Origin of the sequence: Rhodococcus sp. Leaf278, from assembly GCF_001426085.1 — a bacterium.
In the GTDB taxonomy this organism is placed as follows: domain Bacteria; phylum Actinomycetota; class Actinomycetes; order Mycobacteriales; family Mycobacteriaceae; genus Rhodococcoides.
The window spans coordinates 97,691-111,622 of record NZ_LMRR01000043.1; the positions used below are offsets into that span (position 1 = coordinate 97,691).

Consider the following 13,932-nt stretch of genomic DNA (forward strand, 5'->3'; position numbering starts at 1 on the left):
TTTCGAGTCTGTTAGGAAATACTCTCGAGGTGCAGGTACGTGAGTTCGCCGTGTTGCTTCAGCGCAGCAAGCGCAACCGAGACATCGTTGGATTCGATCGCGTCGAGCAACCACTCGTGACGCCTGATCCCGTCGACCGGATTCGCGACCCGAGCTTCCTCTCTCAGGTTGCGAGCCATGGGTAGCTGCAATTTCAGCAATATCGGCGCGTACGCCACGTCGAGCTGACGGCTACCGGCCAGCGAGACGATGGCTTCGTGAAAGCGACGATGTGCGTCGTCCTTCCCCAGCGTGTCTCCGCGGGAGTCGGCGTCACGCATCTCGTCGAGAGCTGCTCGGACCGGAGCGAAAGAATCGCGGGACGTCGAGGACGCAACCGGGAGTGCACGCCTGAGCGCATGCTGTTCGAGAACTTGACGAAGCTCGAAGAGTTCGAGAATGTCCTCCGCCGACCACACTGTCACCCGAAACCCTCGACGCGGAAGGTGTTCGACGAGGCCTTGCTGAGCCAACAGACGAAGCGCCTCGCGCACCGGTGCCCGGCTGATTCCGAGGCGCGCGCACAACGTCTCCTCGACTACTCGTGATCCGGGTTCGAGCTCACCGCTGAGCACCTCGGATCGCACCTGGCGGGTCGCCATTTCGACAAGGCTCGGCGGCAAGGATCCATGTCCCTCCGGCGCAGCCATGACGTCAGTGTACGAACCCGAGGGTCGAATTGCGTGTATCGACGGCCATCGCCACCTCGAGTCGGGACTACTCGGGTGCCGCCGGCATTAGACTGGCGTGCCTATGTGGATTGGATGGATAGAATTCGACTTCCTTCTCGGCGATGTTCACTCACTCAAAGAGAAGCGCTCCGTGATCCGGCCGGTGATCTCCGAGATGCACCGCAAATTTGCAGTATCGGTCGCAGAGACCGATCATCGCGAATTGCACCGACGAGCAGGTATCGGCGCGTCCGTCGTAGCAGGCGATCGCGACCACGTCACCGACGTTCTCGACCGAATCGAGCGCGTGGCGGCGTCACGCCCCGAGCTGCAACTCGTCTCCGTTCGGCGACGGACCATCCGGAGCGACGACGTCTGAGGCCCACCCCGGCGGGTCATCGACGTACGTCGAACACCTGCTTCTGAATTCCGTTGCCGTAGACCTCGTGTTCGACCAAGTCGAGATGCGTTGTGTCCTTGTCGGCCTCACTGAACAATCGTTTTCCCGACCCGAGCAGCAGCGGAAAGACGAGCAGGTGGTACCGATCGACGAGTCCGGCGTCGGCGAGACTTCGTCCCAGGGTGGCGCTGCCGTGTACGGAGATCGGGCCACCGTCGGTGTTCTTGAGCTCGGCGACGTCGTCGATACTGCGCAAAATGGTTGCCGGCCAACGTGAATCGTCCTGCTCCAGCGTGGTCGAGACCACATATCTGGGCATCGCATTGTATTCGGCGAAATCGTCCATCGTCGGCCAGATCGGCGCGAATGCCTCGTACGAGGTGCGGCCGAGTAGCAGCGCCGACGCTTCTTCCTGCTCGCGTCCCTTTATTTCGTACGCCGCCGGGTCGAACTCGATGTCCTTGAACGTCCACCCGGAGTTGCGATAGCCGGCCTCGCCGCCGGGTCCTTCCATCACGCCGTCGAGCGAAACGAACGCGGTGACGATCAGAGTGCGCATCGGCGGTCCTCACAGTCGAAAATGTCGGGTGCCGGAATCGTAGACCATCGGGATCGGTCGACGAATACCATCGTCGGCATGATCGGCACCGTCAGCATCGACATGTCCCGGCCGACGTGGGACGACGACACTGTCGTGTCCGGCTGGCAGGGCTTGCCCACGTTGGACGGCGACTGCGCTGCCGACGTCTGCGTCGTCGGCCTCGGCGGATCGGGCCTGGCCGCTGTCGCTGATCTGCTCGGCCGCGGCCTCGATGTCGTCGGAATCGATGCCGGGCGAGTCGCAGCCGGTGCGGCGGGCCGAAACGGCGGCTTCTTGTTGGGCGGCCCGCATCGTTTCTGCATACCGCACAGTCGATGTGGGGGCCGTGCGCCGTCGATCTGTACCGAGCAACCCTCGACGAGATCGATTCGCTGGAAGCACTCCTCGGATCGTCCGTTGTCCGCCGCACCGGGTCGATCAGACTTGCGGGCGTCCCGGACACGGAGGCCGACCCCGCCGATGCGCAGGACTGCGCGGATTTACAGAAGTGTCTGCGCGAGAACAACATCGCCGTCGAAGAGTATTCGGGCGAGCTGGGAAACGGCATCTTCCTGCCCGATGATGCGGTGATGAATCCTGCCCGTCGTGCAGTCGGAATGGCGGCGGCGCTGGCCGGTCGCGCCAGGCTCCACGAGTACACACCCGCGGTTGGCATCGAACCCGGAGCGGTGACAACGCCGACCGGGGTGATCCGCTGTGATCTCGTATTGGTTGCCGTGGACGGTCGCCTCGAACGCGTACTCCCCCAGCTCGACGGTCGAGTTCGGACAGCCCGCCTCCAGATGCTCGCCACCGCTCCTGTCTCGGCGTGTCGGTTGCCGTGCCCCGTGTACGGACGATGGGGATACGACTACGCGCAGCAGGATGCGTCGGGACGGCTGTACGTCGGGGGTGGCCGCGACTTGTTCGCCGAGGAAGAGTGGACCTTTTCCACCGAACCGACGGCGCGAGTGCAGAGTTACCTCGACTCGCTCGCCGAGTTGTTTGCCGGTGAACACGTCTCCGTGAACGCCCGCTGGGCAGCGTCGGTGGGTTCACCGCGGACGGGAGGCCGATGTGCGGCTACGTCGATGACGGAGTGGTCGCGTTCGGCGGCTACAACGGAACCGGCAATCTCGTCGGGCCGGTGACCGCTCGCGCTGCTGTGGCCCTCGGACTGGACGCAATCGAGGTTCCGAAGTACCTGAGCAGCTGACCCATGGCAGTGTGTACTCATGGCTGACGAACCGGATCGCACCGAAGACGGCCACTACGTTGTCATAAAGGGGCGACGTTGGCGCGCAACGGATCCCGACATACCCGAGGATCGAAACGCAGAACTGCGGTCGATTCTCATGGCCTGGCGCAGGGAGGTCAAACGTACGTCGGGTGCCCCGGAGTCTCGCGCGGGTGTGCAGGCAACCAAGGTCGCTCTCGGTGAACGGGGAACACCGTGGTGGGAGCAGTCCGAAGACGAGCGACGGGCTCGATGGGAGTCCGCAATACCTAGGCCGGGAGATACCGATACCTCGTCCGGTGACTTTTCGTCGTAGTGCGGGTCTACCGTTTCGACGGATGCACATCAGCGAAAAAGGAGCCTGCCATGTCCCTTCTCAATCCGTATCTTTCGTTTCGTGACAACGCCCGCGAGGCCATGGAGTTCTACCGGTCCGTGTTCGGGGGCGAGCTGACGGTCAGCACGTTCGGCGAAGCACACGCAAGCGAGGATCCCGCCGACGAGAACAAGATCATGCACGGCCAGTTGACCACTTCCAACGGATTCACCTTGATGGGTGCGGATACACCGTCCTCGATGGAACACACTCCCGGTAGCGCGATCAGCGTCTCTCTCAGCGGCGACGAGGAGGACGAATTGACGGGGTACTGGAACAAGCTCGCCGTCGACGCGCAATTCACGATGGGCCTCGACAAGGCTCCGTGGGGCGATACGTTCGGCATGCTGACCGACAAGTTCGGTGTGCAATGGATGGTGAACATCGCGGGATCCACGGCCGGTAGCTGAGCCCCGGCGCAACCGTCCCTGCTCATTACACCTAGCCGGCGAAGGTCTTCGGAGGAATCACCTGCCGAAGACCTTCGGGGCCCCAACCCCGGTCGAGCGCGACAAGCAATGTCGCGCAGCCGATTCCGGACAACACCAGGGCAGAACCGAACATTGCTGTGTAGCCGAACAGGTCTCCCACCACACCGGCTGCGATTCCTGCCGCCCCTTGCGCGAACACGACCGCACAGGCCATCAACGTGTAGTCGCTTCCTGCGAAACGCTTCTCCGATGCGTCCATCATCAGCGCGAACACCGCGACCGTAGCCGCCCCGCCGAGCACGTGCTCGGTGATGTTCGCCGTGATCAATAGTGGAAATCCACCGATGCCGAAGGACGCGATGACGTACAACGCGAGGCTCAGGGTCTGGCTCACTCCGCCCACCAACAGCGCCCGGCGACGTCCGTGCCGGAAGGTCATCCACGCCCCGAGGGCAGCACCCCCTAGCGCTGCCACCGAAGAGAGGCCGCCCTCGACCAACGCGATCTGTGGCAACGACAGTCCACTGTCCGACAGAAACGGCCCCACCAATGCCGATCCCATCGAGTTTCCGAACTTGAACCCGATGATCAGCAGTATGAACGCGACCATGCCGGGCCTGCGAAGCCTGGACCACCAGACAACCGCAAGCCGAGCCGGCGATTCCGACTCTCCGCGCCGATCGGAAGCGGCATCCGCCGCGTCGAGTTGCCTGCGCATCCACCACACCGGGACAGTCGTCAATACGATGAGCAACGCCATCGCGACGAACAATACTCGCCACCCGGCAAAGGTGAACAGCCACAACAGCAGTCCACCGCCACACACCATTCCGATTCGATAGGCACCGACTTGGAGGCCGTTGCCCAACCCGCGCTGCGCCGCGGTCAGCGTTCTGACCGCAATTCCGTCGGTCGCGATGTCTTGCGTGGCCGAGAGCGCATTCATGACGAAGATGCCGACGAACAACCAGCGCAACGTCGACGACAGGTCGAGGAACGACAACGCCAGAGCCACCACCGCAGCCGAACACTGCAGCGACAGCAGCCACCGTCGTCTGGATCCGTAGCGATCGACGTACGGTGCCCAGAGAAATTTCAGCGCCCAGGGCAGAAACAGCACACCGGTGGCACTGATCTTCACCAGCGAGAATCCCGACTCGCGCAGTACAACCGGGAGTGCCTGGGTGAAAAATCCGAATGGTAGCCCCTGCGCAAAATAGAGAGCCCCGAGCAAGGTGAGGGTTCCGGCTGTGAACGAAGCCGGACGCACCGCGTTGGTCATGTCGGCCATCGTGTCAGAGCGTCGACTACCCCGCTGAACGCACAACCGGTTGACGGAGAACAGTCCGGAGTTTCGCGGGCTCGACCCGGCGCGGATCGCTCAGGTAGATCTCGTGGTGTCTGCCGGTCATCGTCAATCCGGAATCGGGGATGCACCGATCGTGAAGTTCGGCCAGCACCGGCGTCTCGTCGTCGTAGGACCCGATGTGCAGTGTCTGCACGCAGAGTCCCTCGCTCAGGGTCTCCAACCGAACTTTGGTCGACGCCTCGGACCTGCGTTTCGCACCGGCTGACGCCATCGCCGCCTCGAACATTGTTGAGTCGATCCAGTCGGGCACCATGATCATGACGGTCCAGTTCCACTCGGCCTTGTTGCGAGCAGTGGTGAACGACGCCATGTCGTCGGCCCACCACAGAGCTTCCAGCGGCGGGACGACGTAGTCGCGGTCGAGGTCCTTCTTGCTGGCGAATTTCAGCGCGTACGCCACCGGGTAGAGAGCGGCGAGTGCGTCCGCATACTCGGGCGCGGTATTCGGATCACCGCGTCCGTCGATCATCAGATACTGCAACGGCGGCACGGCGAGAGTCCGAAAGACATTGCGCTGGGCCGAATACGAGTCGAGCGTCTTCTTGAAATCGATCTTCATGGCACCCGATCCGTTTCGACCACGGATTCAGCGTAACGATGGAGACCGTTCGTGCAAGTAGAGCGTTGAACGTTTCCCCTCAGAACAGTCCGACCGGCCGGTAGTATCGCCGAATGCGAAAAGTGATCTTGGCCGTCGTTCTGGTTGCTGCGTGGTCGACGACAGTGATCATGCCTGCGACGGCAGCACCGACGACGAGCGATGCATCCTGGAACGGCCTGTACACGCTGGAACGATTCGCAGCGACCAAATCCGGTTCCAGCCTGGCTGCCCGCCAGCCGGAGCCGGATTTCTCCGACGACTACATGTTCGTTTCCACGTGCATGGGTGGTCCTTGCGTGGCAACCGTGGTCGGCGGCCCTCCCCCGAAGAATCCCACTCTCCCCCAGCCTCCTCAGTACACCTGGGACGGAACGAGCTGGGTCCACGTGTACGACTGGATGTGGGACTGCTACCAGGGCCCTGATGTCCCACGCCCGTTGGCTCCGGCGCACTCCGTTGCGACGTACACGCCTCAGCCCGATGGCACGTTCTCCGGTGTATGGCGCACCGTCATCGACAGCGGACCGTGCGCGGGAGACGTGGTGATGAACGTCGCGGCCTACCCCGTGCAGGTTGCTCCCACGCCGTTCGGCAGCAGTTAGCCCGGCCCTACACCGAACCGAACACGGCCCGTCACACCAGCCACGCCCGTTCGTCGTCACTGAATCGGTTGACTGTTCCGCGGGTCGACATCGCCCTGTCGTACATCGCGGCCAACGCGTCGAGCAGGGGCCTGTTCTGCGAATCCAGTTCGTTCTGGCGCGTCACGATCTCGTCGAGGCGCTCGGCGAGTTCGGCCAGTACTGCCGAACGATCGATCGTGTTGACCCGTCCGCCCTCGACCACGATGCGTCCGGCCACGATCACCGTGTCGATCGACGATCCGTTCTCGGAATACACCAGTTGCCGATCGAGCTTCTGCCGAGGGGTGAACGCCATGGTCTCGAGGTCGAAGATCACCAGATCTGCTTGCATCCCGACCTCGACCGAACCGACGGTGTCCTGAAGGAGTGCACTGCGGGCACCGCCGACCGTGGCCGCATGCAGCACCTCGTCCACTCTCGGCCAGGTGGCGAAGTCTGGACTGGTGACCTTGTGCAGCAGCGCAGCGGATTTCACGACGTCGAGCATCCGTGGAGAATCGCTGCTCGAGCACCCGTCGGTTCCGAGCCCGAGGTTCACGCCGGCGTTACGCAGTGCGCGCCACGGGGCGATCCCAGACCCGAGCTTGAGATTGGAGATCGGATTGTGCGAGATCGATGTGCCCGCCGAAGCGATCATCGACATGTCATCTTCGGTCAGCCAAATGCCATGCGCCAGTGTGGTATTCGGCGACAGGGCACCGATCCTGTCCATGTACGCCACCAGTGAGCCGCCGTACATCTCGGTTCCCGTAACCAGTTGAGTCTTGGTCTCGAGCACGTGGATGTGGCATTCGGCGTCGAATTCCTGAGCCAACCGCGTAGCGCCGACCAGAAGATCCTCGTCGCACCGTTGTGGTGCCGAGGGGGCGACCATGTACCGCAGACGTCCGTTCCCTCGACCGTGATACTGCTCGAATGCCTGCCTGCTGAAGGCTAGATACTCCCCCGTCGTGGGGACGGGATGGGACAAGATCTCGGCTGTGATCTCCTGCGGTAGGTAGTCGACGACGAACGGCACGGTGTCGACGAACGGCTTGCTGATCACGTGTCCGGAAATGTTGGCTCTGATGCCGATCTGTTCGTACGCGTCGAACACCGCCGACAGTTGCGCCCAATCCTGAGTCGGGTTCTCCAGCACGTCGTCGACGATCGTGGTGACGCCCGCCTCGAGAGATTCGATTGCGAACAACGTGCTGCGCAGACGAACCAGATCGGGTTCGACGCGACTGTCGCCGAGAATGGGATACGACATGGCCATCCACATCTCGAGGGGCATGTTGTCGTATCGGCCCTTGTAGAACGTCTCCCAAGAATGCGTGTGCGCGTTGACGAAACCCGGCGTCACCAGCCGGTCACGCCCGTCGATGATGGTGTCGCCTTCACGGGGTTCGAGATCACCGGCGACTGCGGTAACTACGTCGTTCTCGATTCGGATGCTGCGAACGATCGGCTCGGATCCGGTGCGGCTGTCCATGGTGATGACGTGCGCGTTTCTGATGAGGATTCCCATGTCTCTTTCCTTGACTGCGCGGTCTGAAGTCGGAACGGACGCTATTCGACCGGTTGCGGAGCCGGTGCCTGCCCGTCCGGTAGCTGTTGCCGAACATTCCACTGCCGATGCGTTTTTCGTGCGAGTAGGTAGTAGGTGAGCGCTGCGGCGCTCCCGCCGACCAGCCACGAGATGTCGAGACCGCCGAGTGCCTGCGAGCCGAATCCCTGCAGCGCCGGGACCAGGCCGTTGAGGAACATCCAGGTTCCGACAATTCCCACCGCGAACGCCACGAGCGCACGCCAGTTGACGTCCTGGATCCTCCTCGAACCCACTTCGTCGAACAGATGGTCGTAGCGGGTGCTGGCGCGCTCGAAGACGTAGTAGTGCACCAGCATGATGGCACCCCACGTCGCTACCCAGCCCACCACTCCGACCAGCCAGGCGTCGAGAGTCTCGGCCGCATCCTCCTGGAACACGAAGAACACGCTGGCGGCCAAGGCGAGAACACCGACGCACAAGTTCAGCGTCCGCCGACTCAGTCTGATGTCGAGGGCCTGCGCCGTGACACCGAAGCTGTAGACGTTGAGGACGTTCGTAGCGATGGGGCCGTGCAGAACCAACAGCAACACCGGTACAGCGAGTGCACCGAAGTTCTCGACGATGAGCTTGCCCGGATCGACGGAGCCGTTGGTGGTGGCCAGCGTCGCGCCGAGCACACCGAGCCAGACGACGGGAATGAACTGCCCCAACGCACTGACCAGGTACAGCTTGCGTCGTGGAACGCTGGTACTCACGAACCGGGAGTAGTCCGCCGCATAGGTCAGCCACGTCAGGCCCCATCCGATTCCGATGGCCGTCATCACGGCTGACATGGCGACGATGCGCTCGGAGCCTGCCAGGGCAACACCGTTGGGACCTGAGTAGCTCCAGTCGATGTCGAGGTAGAACCAGGCCACGATGGACATCAGAACCAGGACGGCGACGGTGGGCGGAACCGTCCAGCGCTCGAACGCAGCGATAGCCCGGTACCCGGCCATGGAGATACCGACCTGAATTGCCATGATGGCTGCAGCCACGAGGACCTTCCATCCGACGTTAGCGGCATCCGGATCGACCCAGCCGAGTTCGCCGAGCAAAGCCATCACCAGGTCCAGGACGATCCAGGTGTTCACCGCGCACCAGCCGACTACCACCACGGCTTGGACGGCAGACGGAACATAGTTGCCTCGACGCCCGAAGACCGAGCGTCCCAACAGCATTCCGGTGGTTCCCGTTCGCTGTCCGAGTAGGACGAAGAACCCGAAGATCGACATTCCGATCACGTTTCCGAGGACGAGCACCGTCAATGTGTCGGTCAGCCCGAGGCCCATGCTGATGCCGAGCGCGCCGAGCACCCAATTGATCGGTGCAATGTTCGCGCCTGCCCATATCCAGAACTGACCGGACAGCGCTGTAGTTCTCTGGCTTTCGGGAATCGGTTGCAGCGATTCCTCGATGTCGTGGGAATGTGTGGTCACCGTGAGCTCCTCAGGAATTCGGCGGACCGGCGGTTCGGTTGGCCTGTCACACAGCCTGGTTCACGTGTGTTTCCCGAACCCTTACGTAATGTAAGCCACTCGTAACAGCGGGTGGACAAAATGTCACCTATGAATCTGCTCGACGCCTTCGACGACGTCTATCTGTCCGCAGCGCGTCCCGAACTCGTCGCGGCCGGGCGTTCCGCAACGCGGGCGCTGCGGTGGGTTCATGCCAGTGAGCAACTCGACATCGCACCGCTGTTGCGCGGTGGGGAGCTGATCTTGATGGAGGGCGCGAACTTCGGAACGTGTTCCGATGCCGGGCTGATGGCGTATGTCGATTCGATGAAGGCGGCAGGGGTAGTCGGGATCGCAGTGGAGACGAACGGACACCTCGACGTCATTCCGCGGTTTCTGCTCGAGCACGCTGACCGAGTCGGTTTTCCGGTGGTACAACTCCGTCGCCGGGTTCCGTTCGTGCAGGTGTGCGAGAGCATCAACAGCCAACTGGCCGACTCCGCTCTGCGCAGGCTGCACATGGCAGACCGCATATCGCGGTTGTTGTCGGCCTCGATCGAGACAGACGGGGCCGTGGGTGCAGTTCTCGACGTACTCGCCGTCGAGACTCGCTCGTCGGTGACGCTGCACTCGGTGTCGGGAGATTTGATCGGGCAGGCCGGCGTCGCCAGCCCGCACTCGGAGTTCACCGGTTTCGACGTGCCGGTGACGAGCGGCGGAACGGATGTCGCTACATTGACCGTGACACCCGGCCCTGACGCCGACATCTACACGATCAACGCCGGGTTGGAGAGGGCTCCGGAGATCTTGTCGATCGCGTTGCTGAGCGGGCACCCGGCCACGATGGAGGACCGGCTGCGCACACGCTTCTTCTCACTGTTGTCGGCAACGGCACACCCTGCCTCCGATGTCACCGACCACCTCGACGGCGTCGCCGAGCGCATGGGTCTGTCCGAACACGATTCCTACCTGACGCTGTCCGTCGAATTCGACGTCGACCCGCCTGCGGGAACCCTGCGCCGTCTCGCCGATGCGGTCACAGTACGGAACTGGCATCACCGGATCGGCGACCACCACGTCGCGGTTCTCGGCTTCGACAGTTGGGAACTACTCGACAGCCGACGCCCGGTCGTGATGTCGATGTTGCAGGCCGGCGAGTTGCGGATTCGACGAGCGGTCGTCGGTCCGGGAGCCAACGACCGCCATGGTCTGCGCCGGTGTTTCAGCACGGCCACTGCGGTGCTCGCATTGGACCCAGACCCTCAGTGCCGAATCCGCGACGCCCGCGATTTCGCCGTCGCTCTGCTGGTGGAGTCGATGTCGGGAGAATCCACTATCGACAAGTTCATCCAGAATCAGATCGGGGCGTTGCTCGCGCACGATCGCGAGCGGCACAGCGAGCTGTTCACGACCCTGCTGGCGTACATCACCCATTGGGGCAGCAAGACCGAGACCGCGAAAAGCCTTCTGATACAACGGCAGACGCTCTACCAACGGCTCGACAGGCTGTTCGACGTTCTCGGTCCACTGCCGGCGGGCTCCCCTCGGTTCCCTGGGATCGCCACGGCAGTGTTTCTCGAACAGGCCCGCCGCCAAGGCCGTGTCGGCCTCGGCAGCTGACCCGTCGAGCTGGGATCTCAGACCTCGGCGTCGACCTTGTTCGGCTCACCCCGGCGCATTGCCATGTAGTCGGCCAGTTCACGCTTGACGACCGGCAACAGCAGGTACAGACCGGTGATGTTGACCAGCGCCAGCAGGAAGAGCGTTGCATCGGCGAAGTCGAGAACCGAGCCGAGCGAGAGCACCGTTCCGATGACCGTGAACACGCAGAACATGATGTTGAAGAAGCTCCGCGAGAGTCGGCTGCGGCCGAACAACGAGGTCCAGGCCTGTAGCCCGTAGTAGGCCCACGTGATCGCCGTCGACAGTGCGAACAGCGCCACCGCCAGCGTGAGTACGTACGGGAACCACGGCAGCACGGTCTCGAAGGCGTCCGAGGTGAGCGTCACTCCGCCTGCCGGTAGTTCGCCGGTCTCGGCGACGATGGCACGCTGGTCCTGCCAGGAGACGGTATTGGCGATCACGATGGTCAAAGCGGTTGCAGTACAGATGACGACCGTGTCGATGAAGGGTTCGAGCATGGCCACGAATCCCTCCGTGACCGGGTGCCTGGTCTTGACGGCGGAGTGCGCGATCGCCGCTGATCCCAGCCCCGCCTCGTTGGAGAACGCGGCCCGCTGGAATCCGATGATCATGACACCCAGCACACCACCTGCCACGCCCTCGGGCGAGAACGCACCCTCGAAGATTGCCGTGAACGCGGTGGGAACGGAACGGAAGTTGACGGCGATCACCACACCACACGCGACGATGTAGATCAGGGCCATGGTCGGCACGAGCTTCGCGGTCACCGCGGAGATCGACTTCATGCCACCGATGATGACCAGTCCGATGATCAACGCGACGACGATACCGAACACGGCCTTTGCCCCGTCGGAGCCGAGGAATCCGTCCTCGCCGCCGGTGACCGAGCGAACCTGCGCGTAAGTCTGGTTGGCCTGGAACATGTTGCCGCCACTGATGGCGAAGAACGTGATGATGATGGCGTAGAAGACGGCCATCACCTTGCCCACCTTGGCAAGACCTCGCTCGGCAAGACCTTTGGTGAGGTACTTCATCGGTCCGCCGGATACTGTGCCGTCCTCGTTGATGTCTCGGTACTTCACACCGAGTGTGCACTCGACGAATTTCGAAGCCATGCCGAGAACGCCCGCGAGGATCATCCACAGCGTGGCGCCGGGGCCGCCGAGCGTCACCGCTACCGCGACACCTGCGATATTGCCGAGTCCGACAGTTCCGGACACGGCCGCCGTGAGCGCGCGAAAATGACTCACCTCGCCCGGGGCATCGGCCTCGTCTTCCTTGCCGCTCACCAGGATCAGCGATCTCTTGATCCCGCGGAACTGGATGAATTTGAAGGTCACCGTGAAGATGACGGCACCGAGGATCAGCCACAGCACGATCAGAGGAACAGCGGCACCGCCGATGTTCACGGTGAAGAACACGAAGTTCGACACCGCGGCGGAGATCGGATCGAACGCGTTGTTGATCGCCGTCTCGATGGAGCTGAGTGTGCCTCCATCCGCGGCCAGATGATCGGTGGCAAGGGGGTGAGAGCTCATGCCTACGAGTGAACAGCACAAAGAGTGCAGTCGAAGCCCTTTACCGAATCTACAGCGAGTGTTTACCTGAATTTGACCGCTTGGATCGGCCGATCATGACGAAGGTCGCGCAGGAATTCGCCTGAGAAGCACCGTGGCTGCATCGAGTACGACGTCGCGGTCGTAGGTCAGGCGGTAGTCGTAGAGTGTCGTGCCATCGGGCGTGACACCACACTCGACAGCGATCAGCGCCACGCTCGACATCGGTGCCACGATCACAGTCGAGCGCTCCCTGGCCAACGGCTCGTTCTCCCCCACCGGCACCGACCGATAGCGGTGCGGCGGCAGCGCTGGATCGAAGCCGAACACTGCCACGAGAGCGGTGCGCGCGGCCAGGTCGTCTAAGACTGCGGCACGTGCTGGCGTCAGCCGATTCGACACATTTGCCGTAGCCAACACGACTGTCGACGGTCCGGTGCCGAACGCACCGGTCAGCAAGCTTTTCTCGATGGCCTCGAGAAAAGCTGTCTCGGCATGTCTGCGGGCACCGAGCTGATGGATGAGACCGAAGGGTGTCACCGCCACCGGAGCGCGGACGGTGACTGTCGCATCCAACTTCAGAGATCCAACTCGTTCCCGCACATAACCGAAGTCCGGGAGTGGCCCCGGAGCACCATAGAAGAAGCCCTGTCCCAGAACGGCACCCATGTCGCGTGCATAGCGTTCGTGTACGTCGGTTTCGATTCCCTCGGCCAACACGAGGGCACCGGTACGTTCGACCTCGGCGGCGACAGCAGCAATTATGGCGGCGGTCTGGTCGGTCGAACGTTCCTGCACGAGCGTCATGTCGAGCTTGATCACGTCGGGACGCAACAACGGGATCAGCGCCAGACTGGACGAGTCTGCTCCCACGTCGTCGATGGCGACCCGCCAACCCATGCTTCGGGCATGCTCGGCCGCCCTCAGCAATCCTGCTGGATCTCCCATCAGATCTCGCTCGGTAATTTCGACAGTGATCGACAGGCGTGCGGCGTCGGCAATCAGCGGCCGGCTGTCTCGAGGTGGGAGCGTGTCGAGTGCGGTCGGCTCTGCATTGACGAACAGCTCCAGCTCATTGGGATAACCCGCCTCGACGGCCCCGTGCAGTGCGCTCGCTCGGCACCGCCAGTCGAAGTCGCTGATCACGCCCTGCTCGCGTGCAGCGCGCAGTAGCTCCGGCGGAGCAATGGACGGACCGTCGCCGCTGGTCCGCACCAGGGCCTCGTACCCCACCACGGCGCGGTCGTCCAGGGAGACTATCGGCTGGTAGACCGACGTGATGTCGATCGACATCGGCTGGATCTGCGCATTCGTCGATTGGGGACGCATGGGTAGGACCTTTCTCGACGCCTGCTCG

General features: G+C 62.8%; 14 protein-coding genes and 1 pseudogene. 7 read left to right on the forward strand and 8 right to left on the reverse strand.

Annotated features, from left to right (window positions below):
* Nucleotides 1-11 precede the first annotated feature (11 nt).
* A complete protein-coding gene (locus ASG84_RS23585; RefSeq protein ID WP_057479412.1) occupies nucleotides 12-689 on the reverse strand; it encodes a GntR family transcriptional regulator in 678 nt (225 codons plus the stop codon).
* Nucleotides 690-792: 103 nt separating this feature from the next.
* Between ASG84_RS23585 and ASG84_RS23590 the strand changes: the two genes are divergently transcribed.
* On the forward strand, nucleotides 793-1,089 hold the full coding sequence (locus ASG84_RS23590; RefSeq protein ID WP_057479413.1) for a DUF503 domain-containing protein: 297 nt from the start codon (nucleotides 793-795) through the stop codon (nucleotides 1,087-1,089).
* Between the two features lie 16 nt (nucleotides 1,090-1,105).
* On the opposite strand, the gene ASG84_RS23595 is transcribed toward ASG84_RS23590, so the two are convergent.
* On the reverse strand, nucleotides 1,106-1,669 hold the full coding sequence (locus ASG84_RS23595) for a dihydrofolate reductase family protein (RefSeq protein WP_057479414.1): 564 nt from the start codon (nucleotides 1,667-1,669) through the stop codon (nucleotides 1,106-1,108).
* A 102-nt stretch (nucleotides 1,670-1,771) separates the two neighbouring features.
* Here ASG84_RS23595 and ASG84_RS28650 point away from each other — a divergent pair.
* The 4 genes and pseudogenes from ASG84_RS28650 to ASG84_RS23605 form a co-directional block, all read left to right on the forward strand.
* A pseudogene (locus tag ASG84_RS28650) lies at nucleotides 1,772-1,915 on the forward strand (NAD(P)/FAD-dependent oxidoreductase); the annotation flags it as partial.
* 110 nt (nucleotides 1,916-2,025) lie between these two features.
* Nucleotides 2,026-2,841: an NAD(P)/FAD-dependent oxidoreductase gene (locus ASG84_RS23600; RefSeq protein ID WP_235581812.1), complete on the forward strand. Its 816-nt coding sequence runs from the start codon at nucleotides 2,026-2,028 to the stop codon at nucleotides 2,839-2,841.
* Nucleotides 2,842-2,925: 84 nt separating this feature from the next.
* Nucleotides 2,926-3,243 (forward strand): hypothetical protein, encoded by a 318-nt coding sequence (locus ASG84_RS27210; RefSeq protein WP_082521173.1) that lies wholly within the window; start codon nucleotides 2,926-2,928, stop codon nucleotides 3,241-3,243.
* 50 nt (nucleotides 3,244-3,293) lie between these two features.
* The gene (locus ASG84_RS23605) at nucleotides 3,294-3,713 is read left to right on the forward strand and encodes a VOC family protein (RefSeq protein WP_057479415.1); all 420 of its coding nucleotides are present in this window, start codon (nucleotides 3,294-3,296) and stop codon (nucleotides 3,711-3,713) included.
* Between the two features lie 31 nt (nucleotides 3,714-3,744).
* On the opposite strand, the gene ASG84_RS23610 is transcribed toward ASG84_RS23605, so the two are convergent.
* The gene (locus ASG84_RS23610) at nucleotides 3,745-5,016 is read right to left on the reverse strand and encodes an MFS transporter (RefSeq protein WP_057479542.1); all 1,272 of its coding nucleotides are present in this window, start codon (nucleotides 5,014-5,016) and stop codon (nucleotides 3,745-3,747) included.
* Nucleotides 5,017-5,041: 25 nt separating this feature from the next.
* Complete coding sequence (locus ASG84_RS23615) at nucleotides 5,042-5,662, reverse strand: GyrI-like domain-containing protein (protein ID WP_057479416.1); 621 nt, start codon at nucleotides 5,660-5,662, stop codon at nucleotides 5,042-5,044.
* A 113-nt stretch (nucleotides 5,663-5,775) separates the two neighbouring features.
* On the opposite strand from ASG84_RS23615, the gene ASG84_RS23620 reads away from it, so the two are divergent.
* Nucleotides 5,776-6,306 carry a hypothetical protein gene (locus ASG84_RS23620; protein ID WP_057479417.1) on the forward strand — a complete coding sequence of 177 codons (531 nt, stop codon included), beginning with the start codon at nucleotides 5,776-5,778 and terminating at the stop codon, nucleotides 6,304-6,306.
* 31 nt (nucleotides 6,307-6,337) lie between these two features.
* On the opposite strand, the gene ASG84_RS23625 is transcribed toward ASG84_RS23620, so the two are convergent.
* Nucleotides 6,338-7,858 carry an amidohydrolase family protein gene (locus ASG84_RS23625; RefSeq protein WP_057479418.1) on the reverse strand — a complete coding sequence of 507 codons (1,521 nt, stop codon included), beginning with the start codon at nucleotides 7,856-7,858 and terminating at the stop codon, nucleotides 6,338-6,340.
* A gap of 41 nt (nucleotides 7,859-7,899) precedes the next feature.
* A complete protein-coding gene (locus ASG84_RS23630; RefSeq protein ID WP_057479419.1) occupies nucleotides 7,900-9,357 on the reverse strand; it encodes a purine-cytosine permease family protein in 1,458 nt (485 codons plus the stop codon).
* 129 nt (nucleotides 9,358-9,486) lie between these two features.
* On the opposite strand from ASG84_RS23630, the gene ASG84_RS23635 reads away from it, so the two are divergent.
* On the forward strand, nucleotides 9,487-10,995 hold the full coding sequence (locus ASG84_RS23635; protein ID WP_057479420.1) for a PucR family transcriptional regulator: 1,509 nt from the start codon (nucleotides 9,487-9,489) through the stop codon (nucleotides 10,993-10,995).
* Between the two features lie 17 nt (nucleotides 10,996-11,012).
* On the opposite strand, the gene ASG84_RS23640 is transcribed toward ASG84_RS23635, so the two are convergent.
* Both ASG84_RS23640 and ASG84_RS23645 read right to left on the reverse strand, forming a co-directional pair.
* Nucleotides 11,013-12,557, reverse strand: coding sequence for an alanine/glycine:cation symporter family protein (locus tag ASG84_RS23640; protein ID WP_057479421.1), 1,545 nt, complete (start codon nucleotides 12,555-12,557; stop codon nucleotides 11,013-11,015).
* A gap of 93 nt (nucleotides 12,558-12,650) precedes the next feature.
* The gene (locus ASG84_RS23645; RefSeq protein WP_082521176.1) at nucleotides 12,651-13,904 is read right to left on the reverse strand and encodes an EAL domain-containing protein; all 1,254 of its coding nucleotides are present in this window, start codon (nucleotides 13,902-13,904) and stop codon (nucleotides 12,651-12,653) included.
* Nucleotides 13,905-13,932 lie beyond the last annotated feature (28 nt).